This is a genomic window from Pseudomonas sp. P42 (assembly GCF_017973755.1).
In the GTDB taxonomy this organism is placed as follows: Bacteria; Pseudomonadota; Gammaproteobacteria; order Pseudomonadales; family Pseudomonadaceae; genus Aquipseudomonas; species Aquipseudomonas iridis.
Genome location: NZ_JACOPU010000006.1, coordinates 410,208 through 426,357, shown reverse-complemented (window position 1 = coordinate 426,357; position 16,150 = coordinate 410,208). Strand labels below are relative to the sequence as shown.

General features: G+C 53.3%; 9 protein-coding genes. 4 read left to right on the top strand and 5 right to left on the bottom strand.

Translation table 11 applies throughout. The features are described 5' to 3' along the window. Positions 1-6: 6 nt before the first annotated feature. Positions 7-522, top strand: coding sequence for a cupin domain-containing protein (locus H8B20_RS21335; RefSeq protein WP_210624508.1), 516 nt, complete (start codon positions 7-9; stop codon positions 520-522). A gap of 1,527 nt (positions 523-2,049) precedes the next feature. Further along, positions 2,050-3,381: a tyrosine-type recombinase/integrase gene (locus H8B20_RS21330; RefSeq protein ID WP_210624507.1), complete on the top strand. Its 1,332-nt coding sequence runs from the start codon at positions 2,050-2,052 to the stop codon at positions 3,379-3,381. Positions 3,382-4,787: 1,406 nt separating this feature from the next. Here the strand turns inward: H8B20_RS21330 and H8B20_RS21325 are convergent. The 5 genes from H8B20_RS21325 to H8B20_RS21305 all read right to left on the bottom strand — a co-directional run bounded on the left by H8B20_RS21325 (position 4,788) and on the right by H8B20_RS21305 (position 13,599). Continuing rightward, positions 4,788-6,989 carry a hypothetical protein gene (locus tag H8B20_RS21325; protein WP_210624506.1) on the bottom strand — a complete coding sequence of 734 codons (2,202 nt, stop codon included), beginning with the start codon at positions 6,987-6,989 and terminating at the stop codon, positions 4,788-4,790. Continuing rightward, positions 6,989-8,152, bottom strand: coding sequence for a hypothetical protein (locus H8B20_RS21320; RefSeq protein ID WP_210624505.1), 1,164 nt, complete (start codon positions 8,150-8,152; stop codon positions 6,989-6,991). The genes H8B20_RS21325 and H8B20_RS21320 overlap by 1 nt, the downstream gene beginning before the upstream one ends. Beyond that, complete coding sequence (locus H8B20_RS21315) at positions 8,149-8,586, bottom strand: MazG nucleotide pyrophosphohydrolase domain-containing protein (RefSeq protein ID WP_210624504.1); 438 nt, start codon at positions 8,584-8,586, stop codon at positions 8,149-8,151. Before H8B20_RS21315 ends, H8B20_RS21320 begins: the two co-directional genes overlap by 4 nt. 1,131 nt (positions 8,587-9,717) lie before the next feature. Next, positions 9,718-11,334, bottom strand: a complete 1,617-nt coding sequence (locus H8B20_RS21310; RefSeq protein WP_210624503.1) for a DUF2357 domain-containing protein — start codon at positions 11,332-11,334, stop codon at positions 9,718-9,720. 3 nt (positions 11,335-11,337) lie between these two features. After that, positions 11,338-13,599 (bottom strand): McrB family protein, encoded by a 2,262-nt coding sequence (locus tag H8B20_RS21305; RefSeq protein WP_210624502.1) that lies wholly within the window; start codon positions 13,597-13,599, stop codon positions 11,338-11,340. Positions 13,600-13,892: 293 nt separating this feature from the next. On the opposite strand from H8B20_RS21305, the gene gapS4a reads away from it, so the two are divergent. Beyond that, a complete protein-coding gene (gene gapS4a, locus H8B20_RS21300) occupies positions 13,893-14,816 on the top strand; it encodes a GapS4a family protein (RefSeq protein ID WP_210624501.1) in 924 nt (307 codons plus the stop codon). A 4-nt stretch (positions 14,817-14,820) separates the two neighbouring features. Beyond that, on the top strand, positions 14,821-15,957 hold the full coding sequence (gapS4b, locus tag H8B20_RS21295) for a GapS4b family protein (RefSeq protein ID WP_210624500.1): 1,137 nt from the start codon (positions 14,821-14,823) through the stop codon (positions 15,955-15,957). The last annotated feature ends 193 nt before the right edge of the window (positions 15,958-16,150 follow it).

Sequence of the window (16,150 nt, the reverse complement as noted above, 5' to 3'; positions counted from 1 at the left end):
AAGGCCATGATTCAGCGCGATATAAAAGTTGATGAGCTAATTACCGCGCTGGATTTAGAGCCCCACGTTGAAGGCGGCTATTTTCGCAGAACCTATCAAGCCGACCATCGCAAAATGCTCGATACCGCTGGCGGCCCACGATATCTGATGACGTCGATCTACTATTTGCTGACAGAACGATCACCCGTGGGCCAGTTTCATTTCAACCAATCCGACATCCTGCATTACTTTCATCTGGGCGACGCCATCGAGTACAGCCTTATCCTGGCTGACGGTTCACTGCAGACGCTGGTGATGGGCAGCGATATTCTCGCAGGACAACATCTGCAATTGCACGTACCGGGCGGCATCTGGAAAGCTTCACGCTTGCTTGAAGGTTTACACGGATTTGGTTTGATCAGCGAAGCCGTTTCACCAGGATTTGATTTCGGCGATATGGAGATGGGTAATCGCGAAAAACTCACGACGCAGTTTCCTCAGCATCGAACACTGATTGAAAAGATGACGCGGGAGGAAGATTGAGCATGCGGCATTTAAGGAGGTTACCGGGCTCAAGGAACAGCGGCGTCAGAAGCAGCGCGGGAGGTTTAATTCCTGTGGGCAACCGGGTCAATCTCGCAATATCCTGTTACGTGTAATGTATATTATGTTAAAAGACAGGCTATGTCATAAATGTTCATGAGCCATCGCAAGGTCTTGATTCGACAAATGCGCCAATCGCGGTTTAAGTGGAAAGCCCTATGCTAATCCCCTGAAACCCTTGATCCCTGAGGGCTGGAGCGCAGCCAGCAAGCCATTGCGACAAGTTGTTTTTAATAAAATCAGTGGAAAAATCTGTTTTCTGAAAATCCGTAAGGTACTGATTAATAACATTATTTACTGACTAGCCTCAAATTGAACAGCTCCCGAGTCTATGGAGAAATAAATGGACTGAGATCCGAAGGTGCGCATCTTTGGCTGCCCTGAAGCCCACGGAAGACAGGGGTTCCAGCGATTTTTGAAGAAATGAATAGACATTCTCACCCCCCGTTTCCTGAGACGAAACAAGTGGACATTCCATGCCGACCGAGCGCTGCCAAAGGTCTTGCCGGAGACCTGCTTAAGCCTAGCGTCCGCATGCTCATAGGGCCTAAGCTGAAGCTTCTCAAAGCCGCTTCAACCTCTCCAAAGCCCGGTAATAAAGGGCCAGTGTCATGGACACCATGGTTCGTGTTGCAATCACGCAATGATCCTTGTCTGCTCGCCGCCGCTCCTGAACGACATGATCAACAATACGTAGCTTGGTCGTAGCCATCCCTCGATGGCGCCGTTATTTATTGACAAAATAAGTGGAAATGCCATGTTCTGATCAGACTTAAAGTCCGTGCAACCCACGAAAATCGGGCTCTCACGGGTATTCAACAAAACAAGTGGATGTCCCAGAGTGCGTTTCTATCAAAAGATTTAAATGGAAAAACCAATCGTGCTTTTCCACTCATTTCTTGATTTCTGCCTGAGCTTCGTTGAAGCGAATATTATTCCGAAAATGCAGAGCCCGAAGCATGAATTACACGACAATTGCCACTGACCTTGTGCCGAGCAAAGCCGCTCCAATGAGCTTAACTCCGTTTTACGCTCATGACACCCAAAGAATAAAAATGGAGTTCGCACACTTTGACAATATTGGATTAATAATTTTGATAATGATCCAGAAAGGTTTAAGTCCATAATGAAGCGGCGAATTCAGATTGGTCTGACAATACATATTTAAATATAAAGAAATTCCGCGCATCACATGAGGCGCAAAAAATCTACACGAAGTAATTAGCGGAAAAACCAACAGGGCAATCGCTACTTAGTGCAGATCCCAGGCTTTTGTCAAGCCCATGCTAACACTATGTCTGCTGAGCAAGGGTAGTTGCAACGGAGTCATTCAGGGGCTACCATCGATCAATGCTCATCAGTTCACATTAAAGAAGATGGAAAATACAACCGCCCTGCCCTAACTTCCAGTTACTCCCATTACTGGAAGTTCTTAATCAGCGACAAATCATACGGTAGTGCACCAATATGTCTACGCAGCCCATGCCTGTTTTTGAGACCTACGAAATTTTCATTGATATGGACTTTAGTTTGCGTGAACCTAGTATGGCTTGCATTCGTCAGTACATTCAAAATTTTCCCGCATCAGTGGAGGCTAACAAGGGTTATCTAACGACTCGGGAGTTCCTTCGCGCCTTTTCGGACAACAGCCAAACTTTCACTTCTTATAGAACTCATGTTGAAAGGTTGTTGTTATGGGCACTCATCATAAAGCAGAAGCCTTTTTCTCAGCTGAAACGCCAAGATGCGGAAGACTACCTAGAGTTCTGCCGTAACCCTCCAGGAGACTGGATTGACCCAGTCGTACGCGGCCGTTTCGTGACCAGCGATCAGACCGAATCTGCTTGGGGTGATCCTGTCATGCCAAACGAGAAATGGAGGCCATTTAGCCTGAAGCAATCTAAGGACTCCTCGAATGACCTGAAGTTAACGCCCGACGCCACATCCCAGGATGCAGAGCCTGGCGTGGCCTCCAGCGTCACTCGTTACAAGCCTTCTCCGAGCACCCTCAACCAGATCTATACGATCTGCAGCCGGTTCTTTGAGTACATGATCGAAGACGGGACAGCTTCGGCGAACCCTTTCCGGATGATCAAGAAGCGCACCCTTAACCGTGGAGCGCCACAAGAGGAAGGCTCGAATCGCGCCCTGACGCCCTTGCAGTGGAACTACGTGCTGGAGACCGCTGAACGGATGGCCCAGGATGAGCCAGCGCGACACGAACGCACTCTATTCATCGTCGCCACTCTGTTTGCGATGTATCTCCGGGTCTCCGACATCGTTGGCCGGCCGAACTGGCACCCGGTCATGGGTGATTTTCGCCAGGATCCAGAGGGCAACTGGTGGTACCACGTGATCGGGAAAGGCAACAAGGCCGGTAAGGTCGCAGTCAGGGATGAGTACGTCTCCAAGTACCTGAAGCGCTACCGCCGGTTTGTAGGCCTTTCGCCGTTGCCGGAATGGAACGAGCAGACGCCTCTGCTGATGACACTTCGAGGTCGCTCAGGACTCTCGGGGCGACAAGTACGCGCCCTCCTCCAATCAGTCTTCGATAATGCTGTCGCGCGAATGCGCGATGAGGAGCGCGAAGAACACGAGATGAATAGCCTGCGTGCAGCGTCTGCGCACTGGCTGCGGCATACTTCTGCAACGTTTGATGCGCCACTGCGTAGTCCAAAGGATCTGCAGATGGACTTGCGGCATAGCAGTCTCAGCACCACTCAGAACGTCTATTACCACTCGCACGACCAAGAACGTAGTCTCTCTGTGCGTGGCGTGGGCATGCGCGACAGGGGTTAACAGTCCCATCGCCTCCTTAGCAGCTACCGGTATCGGGCTACATACGCATTCTCAATCAGATGAGTACAGTCAATTGCGACTGTACTCACTACCGTTCGACAGTTGTTGCACCGCCTGGTTGGACATTGGCGAATACGCCCGAACTTTAACATTGGCGAGTGCTTATTTAACGTCAGGCATCGTCAGGCGATACGTTAGTATTTGAATCGAATTGCGCCTACTGCTAATCCATAGTTGCTATATCAGTGCCATCATTAATATTAATGGAGGTATTTAAATGCCCGGCGCTAAATCCACTTCATGCTCTCGCGCTCGAACCAAAAAATGGTTTGGCACCCGCCAATTTTCCGTTGCCCAGAAGAAACTTGTAAGGCTTAGTCAATTTCAAGCAATTGGTTTGTTTTTCAACGCCGTCGACATCCTGCGGGAGGATCCTTGATGGATCAATTGAACGGGATGTTTGTTTCGACCGCGAAGTTGATCAACTGAGCATCGGAACTGACGCCCCAGTACATCTATTATGCTCTGCTAACTGGGACGAGAGATTCTTCGTGGCTTGGTGCTTGATCGGTGCGCGAGAGCGAGAGCTTGCCAAACAGCTGATTGCTGACGGAGCCCACAACTTTTGGCCCGATACGCGTCTCTGCGAAGCCGGGTTGGAAGACCGTGTTCAAGTATGGCTGGCCAATCTCCCCACGGACAAACCTGATCACGTAGAGTTTGAAATCGTGAGATTCGCAGACCAACCGCCTCGAAATGCCCTCCAGTTCGCAAAATAGAATCGAGGTGCAACGAGCAAGAAGCCACGAGCGTTGAGTCTGCCAGGATCAGGAACAGCGCCGATGATAAGCCCACTTGGCTATCCTGAAGCCGCTGTTCGCGGATCATTCTGTGCAATGCGTTGCTTGGCGCAGCGGGGAAACACTAACTGTATTTATATACAGCATAGGAAGGATACGACGCCTCGAGCGTTTAAGTGCACCGACGCCCCCTGTGTTGGGCTCCTGATGAGCCTCTAAACCACGTGACACGGGCCTGTAGCCATCCTCCACTGGCGACCACCCATCATGGTCGACAAGGTTAATTAGGACACACAGGTGCCAGATTCATGAGGCTAGAAATAACGCTGTTTTTTTATACATCATTCGGCCTGCCACGCGCACTCCGGTACCCTGCCCTCGCTTTCTCGAGCACGAGCGTCAGCACTTTGCGAAGCCAGGGAAAAAACTAAGCGATAGCTTAGCTTCTCAAGCTAACCGCTCCAAAGTCCGCGAAAACTAAGGTAACCGTTAGTTTTCAGGGAAGACTCCGGTCACTGGCGCCCCACACAGCTACCTGTAAACCAACTTTTTGCACAGTAAACCACTTCGGTTAACAGCATCGAAAATTGGTTTACAACCTCTTTTCTATCCTTCAAAGGCTGGGAACAGCGCGCGTTGGGTGAGCAGCAGCAACCCCAACAGGCTGGAGGCCTTGTCCTTACGGTTTTCGATAGCCTCCTCGAGCAGTGCCCGGGCGTCTTCCTGCGTGAGCTTTAGCGTACCGGTAGCAAGTGCAGCGGCAAACTCCAGGGCGGCATCGCCGTAAGTCCGCTCCCAGCGGGCAAATACCTTGGCGATGAACTCCTTCATCAGCCTGCTCAGCTCCGGGCTTGCTGAGTAGTCGAGCTCTGAAGGTAGACACGCCCGGAGGAATGACGCCTGTAGGACGTTGTCGTTAAACCGAAGGAAGCACTCCGGTGATAACACCACGGACTCATACCCCGTCGGCTGAAGGCGCAGCTCATGGTCTTCGTGTTCCCGAGCGAACTGCAGGACTGCAGCAATCGTAAAGAACACCGTACTTTGCGGTACGTTCGGACAGTCCTGGCCCACATTGCTTGAGGCGTCGAAGAACAGAAAGCCATCGGATAAGGCGAGCGCGCTGCCGTCATGTTTTGGCAGGAAGCTGTGCTTGTGCGCCATAACCAGCTCAGCGGCCTCATCAAGAGCCTGATGACGAACCTTGTCCGCGACTGCGGGCATGAAGCCGACGTCATCGACCTGCCCGGCAGAGGCAACCTTGGTCAACCGACTCCAGGCGTTCTCTTTCCCGTCATCTCCGATAGGCAGGCACAGCCAGTTAGAGAGGCCATACTCCCGGGGCGTGGGGTTCTTCATCAAGAAAGTTTTGAGAAGTGTCCAGGCTCTCGCGCTCTGTGGAATCCCGATCGGTGCAAGGAACCTGCGCGGCACGGTCGCTTCCATGTAGGCCCGAAGATCACGACTAATCTCTCTCAGGATGCCGCCATCGCGTGCAACCACTGTCGCGACCAGCACCCCGGAGACGGTTTTGAAATCGACTTTATCAAGCTCGCTGTAAGGCACGCATCGGATTGACTTGGTCGCGCCCCATTTCTCGCTGAGCAGCTCATGGGCCACCTCGCCGAGTTTCTTCGACCCGTCATCGTCGGCGTAGACGATCAGGTTTGTCGCCATGGAGACCGACCAGTCGATTTCAGCGGCAAGCCATTTTCTGAAGGCAGCGTCCGCCAGTAACAGATCAGGATTGAGCGTCAACAGCTTGCGAGGCTTGCTCGACTTGTTGAATCCATCTATTCCTCCCATACCGAAGTACTTGTGGAATTTGGCCAGCCGCTTCGGGTCATGCTTCAAGGATATTGTAATCGACTTGGGTGGCTTGGATTTCGCCGAGAAGTTCTCCCCTATGATCTCAATCAGCGTGTAGCCTTCCTCCGCCTTGACCGGCAGTGGGTAGTCAATGTCATCCAGGGCGACCAGCGCACCCCCGTATCGGTCATCCGCCGTGCGATCGATCAGTGTGGCAACGCACTCCTCTACGAAGCCCTGCTCACCCATCTGCTTGGCCATACCGCCAGATGTGGAGGCTGATACCACGCAGAAATACTCACCAGCCGGCGGGTAGATGGTCTTGAGCCGCTCGTAGGAGTGGAAGCTCATGACTTCGGCCTTGCTGTCCAAGCGAGCGAGTGCATTTTTCACGAATGCGTAGATGCCCATGGTGTCGATGTACACCTTGCCAGCCTGGCGCAGCCTGGCACCGTACTCGAGTGCAATCGCATACCCCACCACACACACCTCGGCCTCATCGCTCGCCAGTTCCCTGGTTTGGATGAACACATTGTTGAGCGTGCCGGAGGGGTGCTTGAAGGAATGCGCGGACGGCGCTGAATGAATGACGTTGTTCTTCTCGATCAGCGTGCTCAAGCCATCCCTCAAGAGAGCGCTCGGATCATGACGGTAGACAAGCTCATTGCCGCCCAGCACATGAGGGTTGAAGCTCGCACCATTCCACTCCAGGAACACATATTCATGGACACAGACGCGCGCGTTTTTCTCGCCACGCTTCAGGAGGTTGGCCAGGCGGTCTTGGTCGTCAGCCCAACCGCTCTTGAACACAGATAACTGATCAGACGTCCCCAGGATGTAGACGCAGTCAGGTAGATGCCGTTGGGCCTTCAGCGCTGCCTCGATATCAGTAAAGACATGCTGAACCGATAGCTCTGAATTGTTGTAGCAGACGACCAACGCTTCATGACTGCCATAGGAGTCGCTTACAGCAGACATCCATTGATAGAAACGCTCCATTACATGCCCCTCAATGGAATCATGATGGTGACAACAGCCCCTGCAACGGGCGCCAAGTCGGTGGTGTCCCAATCTCTGAAATCGTCAGGGTGACGGTGCTGATCGTTCTCTTCGAACTGGTTGTAGATGCACAGCCGACCGGAGCGGATCCGGATCAGCCCGCCCACCTTGCGAAGCTCGTTCAGGATGGCCGGTAGGCCGATGCCGGCAGCGTCCAGAGTCTTGCTGGACTGGCGTGGCTTCAGGCATTTGAGCAGGTAGTCTCGCTCTTCCTGGAGCGACATCTCATGCACCGCTCTGCCGCTAAACCTGGAGGCAAGTCCGGGGCCTGAGTCGAAGAAGCTGATGTGCAATGCGCGCAGGCTGGTCTTGTTGTTTTCGGTGGTGGACGACTCTCGCTGCCAGTAACGGCGCAAGTCCTCACTACCGTCAAAATCTTCAGCAAAAATCTCGTCCTCCAGTCGCTTCCAGCCGACCATGACGCCTTCAACATGGGCGACATACGCATGGCCCAAGTGGTCTGAAGTCGCGTGTTCCTGGGTGTTGGATACAAGCTCAGAGCAGAGCAGGCCCAAGCTTTCGAGGAGAGAATCCGGGACACTGGTGCGCCCGCTCTGCTTGTTGACGAAGTCAATGAGTCTGCGCATCTCAGTGGTCATTTCGGACGCAGGCTTCACCTTGTCTTCCGCGCTAAAAAGCGGTCGCAGGTGCTGAACCTTAGATCCTGCAACACAGATCAGATCGACGACTCGGCCGTTGACGACGTCCTCGTACCTGCCGGCGTCCATGGCCTGCATTCGTTCGACCGACTCCTGAAAGACCTCTCGGCGATTGAATGTCTGCTCGCCCAGCCGGACACCCTTGGAAAGGCGCAAGGCCGCAATACCTGGCGAACAGTTAGCGAGGTTGCGCAGCAACGTTTTAGCATCGGCCTGCGGATTAAAATCCAGGTAATCGCTCTGCAACTGCTCCCGGGCCAGGGTAACGATCAGTTGCAGGCGTGCGGCATCATGCATGGCGCCATGCCGCGCACTGAGCATGTCTGCCTGAATGAGAAACCTCTCACCCTGGCTGTCGCTGATTTTGCGAATGGCCGCTTCGATGTCTTTGAGCGTACGCGTCTTGCCAAGGTTGATAGGTTTCAAGCCTGTGTCTCCAATCATTCGTCCGCTTTATCCTCAGCTCTAAGAAGCAAGGTTTTGATCTTAGGCTCTGGCTTCCAGTAATTCGGGCCTTTGAGGAACTTCCCGTTCTCGTCGTAGATAGGCTTTCCATCTGCTCCCAGTTTGCTTTCGTTGCTGTCCATGATGACGTTCAGAACGTCCTCCAATGGCAACCCGTATTTCAGGGCCTCAGACCGGCAGTAAACCATCACATCGCCCAGCAGGTCGGCAATGGCAACCTTGATATCGATCTCGGCTTCACCTTTCTCGATCTTCTCGACGATTTCATCGATCTCATCAACTTCAGCCATTAGTGTGACCTTGAACTTCCTGAGCTTGTCCGCAGGATCGGCCAGAAGCGTGGGAGCGCTGTTTATCGGCAGCTTATACATCTGATTCATGGCATGAATGCGGTCTTTGAAAGGCTTACTCATGAATGTTTCCTTCTCGATAAGTCAAAAGTGGTGAGTCCGCTTTGCATGATGCAAGACGCAAAAAAATCATTGGGGAAGCCTAAGCGCCGCGACGACTGGACATGGTGGGTTTGACAGGCGCGTGGCTGCCTGGCTGGCATTGAGGCCGCGCGGTAACGCTGGGGGGCTGGCGTCTGGGCAATCCATGTGCGATTGAAAAACTCATTGTCTATCACTACTCCATTAGCACAGGACGCCAGTCAAGAAATCAGGTACCAGAAGCATACTGGAGAGCTCGAACAGCGGCGAGCCTTAAACAAACAGCGTGCGCTTGCGTCCAAATACATCAAAATCCATCGGTGCCCGTTAAAAAACATCGAGCGACATTTACGGAAACCTTAGCGGTTACCCTCCTCTGTAATCGAGAACGGTCGGCCTATCGATCGCGTGGCGGATCCAGTCTGAGCGTTGGTCTATACCCTTGATGAGCGCCTAGCCCTGGGCCACGAAAGCATTGCGGGTAAAAGGGGCCTGCTCGAGGTTACTCAGTCGACAAACCCATGCTCTAAGCGCCTGATGAGCTCAATCACCGTGTCAGTCTCCAACCTTGTTGCGACCATGCAGGCTGGGGTGCAAAGGACTACGCAAAGATCTGCGAGTACGGTGCAGCCACGAACGGCATGGATCTCGACAATTGCAGAAACACTCCCGATGGGTGGCTGAACGGCCCAGGCGTTCCGAATCTAGATAGGGCGGACGAGATATTGCGAGCGCTGGGCCTGGGCTCGGAGTTCAGCCCAAAACTGTGGATTTTGGCAGCAAGGCTGCTGGGAAGGACGCCTAAGGAGTCTCGCGTGGCAATCGCGAATTTCCTGAGCCGTCCTGACGACGCCCCAACATGCGAAAGCGCGGAAACGTTCTGCGCGACATTTTCGCCGCTGCGCAACGCTTCGGGTGCCCGATCACGGAGCCAGAACGACAGCTTGACATCTCATAGCCGCGAGGCTGCTGATCCAATTGGCGTTTAACCACCGGCCCGTACAACAGCTCCAGCAGACGCGCCATTTCCCGCCAGTAACGGTACTTATCGGCGGAAAACTCAATAGCTACTCCCTTTCCAGCTCTGAGCTCTCGCGAGCGCCGGAAGGATTTTCACTCAGGCTGGTACTTCGCCGTTCCAGTAGCAATTGTACGCGCCGGAGCGGCCGCGATTGAGACTGCACTCAAAATACGTTTGAGCTCGATCCCCAGCGCCTCCCCTTCTGATTCAGCCCCGATTTGCCAAGCTCCGACCCCATAGTCCGCATGATAGGTCGGGCTGACAAGCGACATTACTTTGTCTGCCCTAGGTATCAGCAGCAATGAAACGTCAGGCTTGATGCCCTTCCACCGGAGGCTGTCGTGATAAATGTGCGCTGATTCCATCGCATCCAGGACGCTGGCGCGGGCGCTGCGATACTTTGCGTCGAAAACTACGAAGCGCTTCGCCGAAGGCGAGTCCCACGTCACGACGATATCCGGATATCGCTCTCGCGATAAACTTTGGAAACCGCGATGCGCAGGCTGATCAATCGCTGGGCATCGGACTTGGTAACACACCTCAACGGTCACATCAGCCGCTTTTCCCCGCCATACGATTTCTCTTAAGCCCAACGATCGATATTCACGACTCCAGACGAGTTCAGGAAGCTGACGTTGCAGCTGTGAGACTACCGTCACAAAGCACCACCGCTCGTAGATCTCCCATGTTGGACTAATCCACAGCGTCTCATCAGGATCCTTTCCCAACCACCCTGAACGCAACGCGTACCAACCAAACCGATAAGCTCGCGCATATGCAGGGTGAGCAGAGATCGCATTCAATCCTGCAGTCGATAGACGTCTGGCAGTCACGATACAGAAAGGTCTCGCGCGTTGAAGCCGTTCAAGCTTGCGAGCAAGCGACTCGGTGAACGCAATTCGACGTACGAGCCTTGGCGTTAACGCTGATCGGGTTTCGCTGACCACCTCAGTTGCAGCGGCATGTTGAAGTCCCCTCACCACCTGCCGGCAACGTCTAAGAACATCGAAGAGAACAAGTCCAACGGCCTGATTCGCCGGGTTGTCCTCTTCCTCGTAAGATCTGCTGACCTCAAAGCGTACAGTGTTCAAGGCCGGACGCTGAGTAATAGCAGGATGCAACAGTGCCTGCCCCGTCGGCCCTCTGAGTGCCTTATGCACGGATGCGGAGTCCAACCGCTTGACCGTGTGCGCACTCACCGAGGTGCGGTCGCTCTTCAAGGTTGTTAACGGCCGCTGAGATATCTGTTTGAGCGCGCGGTGAAGCCGATCCCCATAGCGTCTCAGCCTCGCATAATGCAGGTGCGGGTTGGTTAGTGCTCCATCATGGCCAATTCCAAACTGAGCCTCTTCTGTGCCCAGAACGAGAGCCGGGTCGAAATCCAGAATAGCCTCAACCATGGCAGCGAATGCGTGGCCGCCGAGCTTATTATCAGCTGCTGAAACGTCCAGCCGGTAAATGGCGGCAGTCCGCCCCTGGTCATCCAGAAGCTCTGCCGCGACCTCTCCTGCATAAAAGCCTGGTGACCATAACCATGCACATGCGCCGTTTTGGTCGACCGTCTCGATCAAGATGTCATCAATGTAGAAGGAAAACCCTTCAAACGCGGTAAAAAGATAAGCCTTCTTCTCCATGAAACCCGGGGTCAACTGACCTGGGTGCACGTCAAATCGAGCATCGCCCTGCTCTACCTGCAAGATGATCGACATGGTCTACCGCCAGAATCTGGTCGAGCCGGAGTGAGCCAGGTCGTCGGCCATTTCTTTAACCTTGCGCAACGACATACCCAACCCCGCATCTTTGAGCGTGGCATGTAGCAAAGTGAACACCTGCTGAAGTCGCGGGCTGTCTTCGCCACGCAACTTGGGGAGTATCTTCGAATAAATGGCATGGTCGAGAGCACGTGAGAACTCGATGACACCACCCGCCTGTGTTTGCTGCAGATAGCCAATCACGTCGTTGAGCGTGCGCCACCCGAAATGCAGTCGAGCTGGACGAAGCACATCCATGAGTGAGGACATGAGATTTCTGACGATTGAAATCTGTTCATCCTCAAGCGAGCTCTTCTGCCAGCCAGGAAATGCTTTGACCTCGATGTCCCAAAACTCGATCACAGACGCTCGATCAAGCACCTTGTCGCTCAACCCATGAGTGGTCTCATCCATGTTCACGGTGCCGATGATCACGAGGTTGCTCGGATACGGAATGCCTGGAGGAACACCATCGATCTCGTCGACTTGACCGTGAAAGACGATCGTTTCGCCGGTTTCCATCGCTGAAAGCAGAGGCGCCAGATATTGTTCCGGATGAGAGAGGTTCATTTCATCAAGAACCAGTGTGTAGGGCTTCGTCGGGTTGGCGCTTGCCTGCAGGAGAAAATCCAGAACTCCAGTACGCACATACGCGTCTGACTCCAACGGATTAACGTAACCCAGCAGACTCGTGTAGTCATGCCAGCCTGGCTGGACAGGCACGATCAGCAACCCTTCACTTGGCTGGGGATCGTCCTGCCACAGACTCAGCGCATAGTTACGGGCTAGTTGCGTCTTTCCCGCACCGCTCAAGCCTGTCAGCACCGCGAAATGACGCCTCGGATGCCCCCACAATCCAGCATCAAGTTGTCCGATCAGCTCTTCTGGAAAGCGAAACTCTTGATCAAATCGGGCAATCACGGCGCCCAGCCTTGGCCTCTCAATTTCGATATCGAGCTGGACTGGGGCTACTTGAGCCAAGGACGGGCTGAGACCTGGAATGATCGCAAGACCCTTAGGCTCCCAGTGAATGCGATTAACCCACTGCTTACCCCTTTCGGTAAGGCTGAGCACTTTCTCGGAGATCGTGACCAGATCAAGGTACCTGAACCAACCAATAATCGCTGATGGGGCGAAATCAGTCGTCCATCCTGGGTTTGCCTTTCTGAGTGTGAGGATGGCGTCACGGTTAGATAACGGTGTGTCACGCAATGCCGCTAGCAAATAGTCAAACCCCAAGATGCGGGTGATCATCCAGTCAATGATCTCATCTGGATCACCCGACTCCAGGAATGCCTCGCCGCGGGGTGTCAATTGCAGGCTGTTTGCGTTGGCACGCAGCACGCCCCATTCGGCGATCAGAGCGTTCAGCTGAGTGTTGCAAGTCGACGTTTTTGATTGAGGGTTGATCGATTGCAAGTGTTGGATGAAGTCTTCACGAGTGCATCCATCTGTTGCAAAGTCGATCATGCTTTGAATGGTGGCTGGGCCTCCGCCAATCGCCAGCAAACCGCGCCTCCTTCTCTCAGGGGGCAAGGGCTTGAGTACTTCGTCACCTGTCTCTAAATCGGATATTTCAGTGGCTTCGCCTTCTGGGTTCTGAACATAGTTGACGAACAGCAGCCAAGGCAGCGTCAAGCGTGAGACCCCCTCCCTGGAGTAGACGTCAGCCACCTTACCCATCACGTCATCCAACCGGTTCAATACGAGCCGGTGCAGATGACGCCTCTGACCGCTCAGTGGAATCCCCAAGGCATGAGCCAGCTCGCGCAGTTTTCGATGATGCGCTATCGACGTAAAAGCACCTGGACAAAGCAATGCGAAAACCCGGTACATCTTCAGTCGGGGGTTTCTTTTGGTCAGCCCAGCAACTGCGGACGCAATCTGAGCCCAAGCGTCGGCGATGAGCATTTCACTCTCAGAAGGATCGCTCGTCTGCGCGAATTTTTGCTTCAGATGCCAGAGGCTCTCTACGATGGCCGAATTTTCGGCGACCGCAGAAATGTTGATGCGCCCCATACCGGTTGCCGAAACAGCCTCGGTGTCCCAGAGCGCCAGTTGGAAGTCCTTGCTTAGGAACTCTTCTTGAGACACATCCCTGACACGCACTAACCATTTCTGGAATTCGGTGATCCAGCTTTGATTGCCCGCTAAGGACATCACCTGCTCCTGGAGGCTAATACATCCAGCCCTGAGCTGTTCGTCATCCTTAAGATCCAGCAAGTCCATTCTCCACCAACGATATTCTTAGATGGCGAGATAATGTCACTGCTGCGGGCTGGAAGCCAGATCCGACCTTTGACGTAGCAGGAGGTAAGCGAGAGCATTTCACTATCCCTCGCCCTGTATGACCTAGCCGTAGGCTGACGCACCGGCTTGATGGGTTAGCCATTATCTTGGAGCTAGACAATCCACCGTCGACTTGATGACAAATTGCCACTAGACATCATCCCTCAACCTCCGTAGCGTTCTGGCGGCATAGGGTTACAAGACATTCATTATTCAAGGGACGTGTGATGGGCGAATGGTCAAAGAAGCTGGGCGAGCGCGGTGAACACATCACGGAGTCGCTGCTCAACCTGATTGGTTGGAAGGCAGCACTCAAGGGACACGAGTTCGACTGCGTGAAACCTGTTCCCCACAGCACGACCGGCAACCCCAGAAAAACCCATGGTGCCGATTTTGTCTTCAGCTGCCTATCCCCATTGGAGGATGGCATCCTCAAGCACCTCGTTATTTCTTCGAAATTTACATCCGGCCCCTACCCAACTTCTCCTGGCCCATTATTCAAAGACCATTTCACCGACCTTGCAACGACAGTCGAGTGCTTCAATCGCTCACCGTTGAAAAAGTCGATCAACTCGGGCTATACAGGCGCTAGCGGTCAGTCGCTCGCTGGCATCCTTTGCTGGTTCAGTGCGGCATCGGACGCAGAGGAGGATGTGGTCAGTCACATAGCGGGGTCGCGAAACCTCGACAGCTCCAACTACGGCACCATCTACGTCATTGATAATTACCGAGCTAGCTTTCTGTTCGACACCATTACGTACGCGAGAAATCGATTCGGCGCAGAAAATGTTCGTTTCCTCTACCCCTCTACTGGGAAAAACGTAAGCCCCATCGAGAGGGTCACAAACGGGACGATACTGCCTCCCGAATACCTCAACAGTGGCTTGATCCCCTTCTTCATCCAAGAGCATGAAAGGAAATCACTGCTCATCTGCTGTCAGGATCCTTTCAGCATCGAAGCGGTAAAACGCATGATTGGCTTCTCGATGGAAATCGCCATGGAATTTCCTCACAAGGTGGCCCTCGCGTTCCCTGACTACAACTACGTAGATCATGAGGAAATTGCAGACATAGCGAGGCTGTCAATTGCGAACAAGGAGTTCGCTTCAATCGTCGAATTCGAATCCTACCAAGCAGATTTCAGGGGGTAATGCAGTGAGTAATCAAAATATTGACTCTATCCTTCCCCAAGGTGAAGCGCTGCGTACCTACCTTGCTCAGCCTTACATCAGTGCCGGCGACATCAAACACGTTCTGAAGAGCCGAGGCGTCTTCATCAACAGCTCAGAGAAAGAGTATTCCATCCCTGCTCTTACGCTGTCTTTGGTACGTCCGAGCGAGTTTTCCAAGCTTCAGCTTGCCTACACGACCAAGGAAGACAACCCCAAGATCACCACCCAGACGATCAAGTGGCAAGGTGATGATGCCTTGTTGGACGCGATCCCTGACGTCATGGATGTCAACAAGCTGCTGGATCTTGAGTTCGTAAACTTCAAGGTCTTGGGAACACCAGAATTCTACCCAGTCAACAGAGACCTCGACACGATCCGGATGGACTACCTGCTAGAGCGAACTGACCGCTCCAAGAGCTGGGCTGACTCGCGCAAAAATTTCAAAGGCTCCATCGAGATCAAGAAAAACAAGGCTCAGGACGAGCTCATCATGATCTTCACGCACACTGCGCCTGAAACAAAGACGACAAACAAGGCGATGTCGAAGCATCTGATTTCACATTTCAAATCGGTCAAGCAGATCAGTGAATCTGAGCAGGCCACCTCGATTCGTTTCTGCGATTTTACCAACCAGAACAGGTTCAATTACCTGTTAGGGCTCACGCAACACAGCAAATTGGTCGCACTGTCCTTTAAGGAGGTCGTCGATATCGGGATCTCGCCCGACCCAGACATCCTCCTCCCCGCAGCGCTGGACTGGATGAAGGAAAAGATCCGAAACCTGGACTTAAAGGGCTTCAGCCTTGAGGACTCTGACTTTCTTTCAGATGTGTCCTATCGCCCTAGCCTGTTCCTGCACAGGATCGATGCCAAATTCCGATTCAGCACCTCGGGCCTCGATGGCGATTGCGTGATCTCGCTTGGATTTCCAGAATTTTCCGCGGCCCAGAAAAAAGACAGTGAGATTGAATTGAGGATCAAGCAGATAAGCTTCGATAACACGGGCAGGTCTATCGACAAGAATGACGCCAAGGAAACAATTCTGAAGGAGTTGGAATCCGAGAAGATTGAGACCTTCAAGACCCTATCGATTCCTGCCGGCGTTGCGGTGGCGTCTTAGTCTTAGTCTTGGTCTGGCTAAGGCTACGATGAGCTGGCTGAGGGGAGGCGCCCGCCGAGCGCCCGGCTCCCAAAAGTTTTCTGCGATACCTTCGACGCCTGTAGCTTCACGGTCGCGGAGATCCAGTCACCCTCGCTCACTTGGGAGATCTCCCTAGCCTGCGTCGGCAAGGTCAGCTCTCATTTCTGCCAAG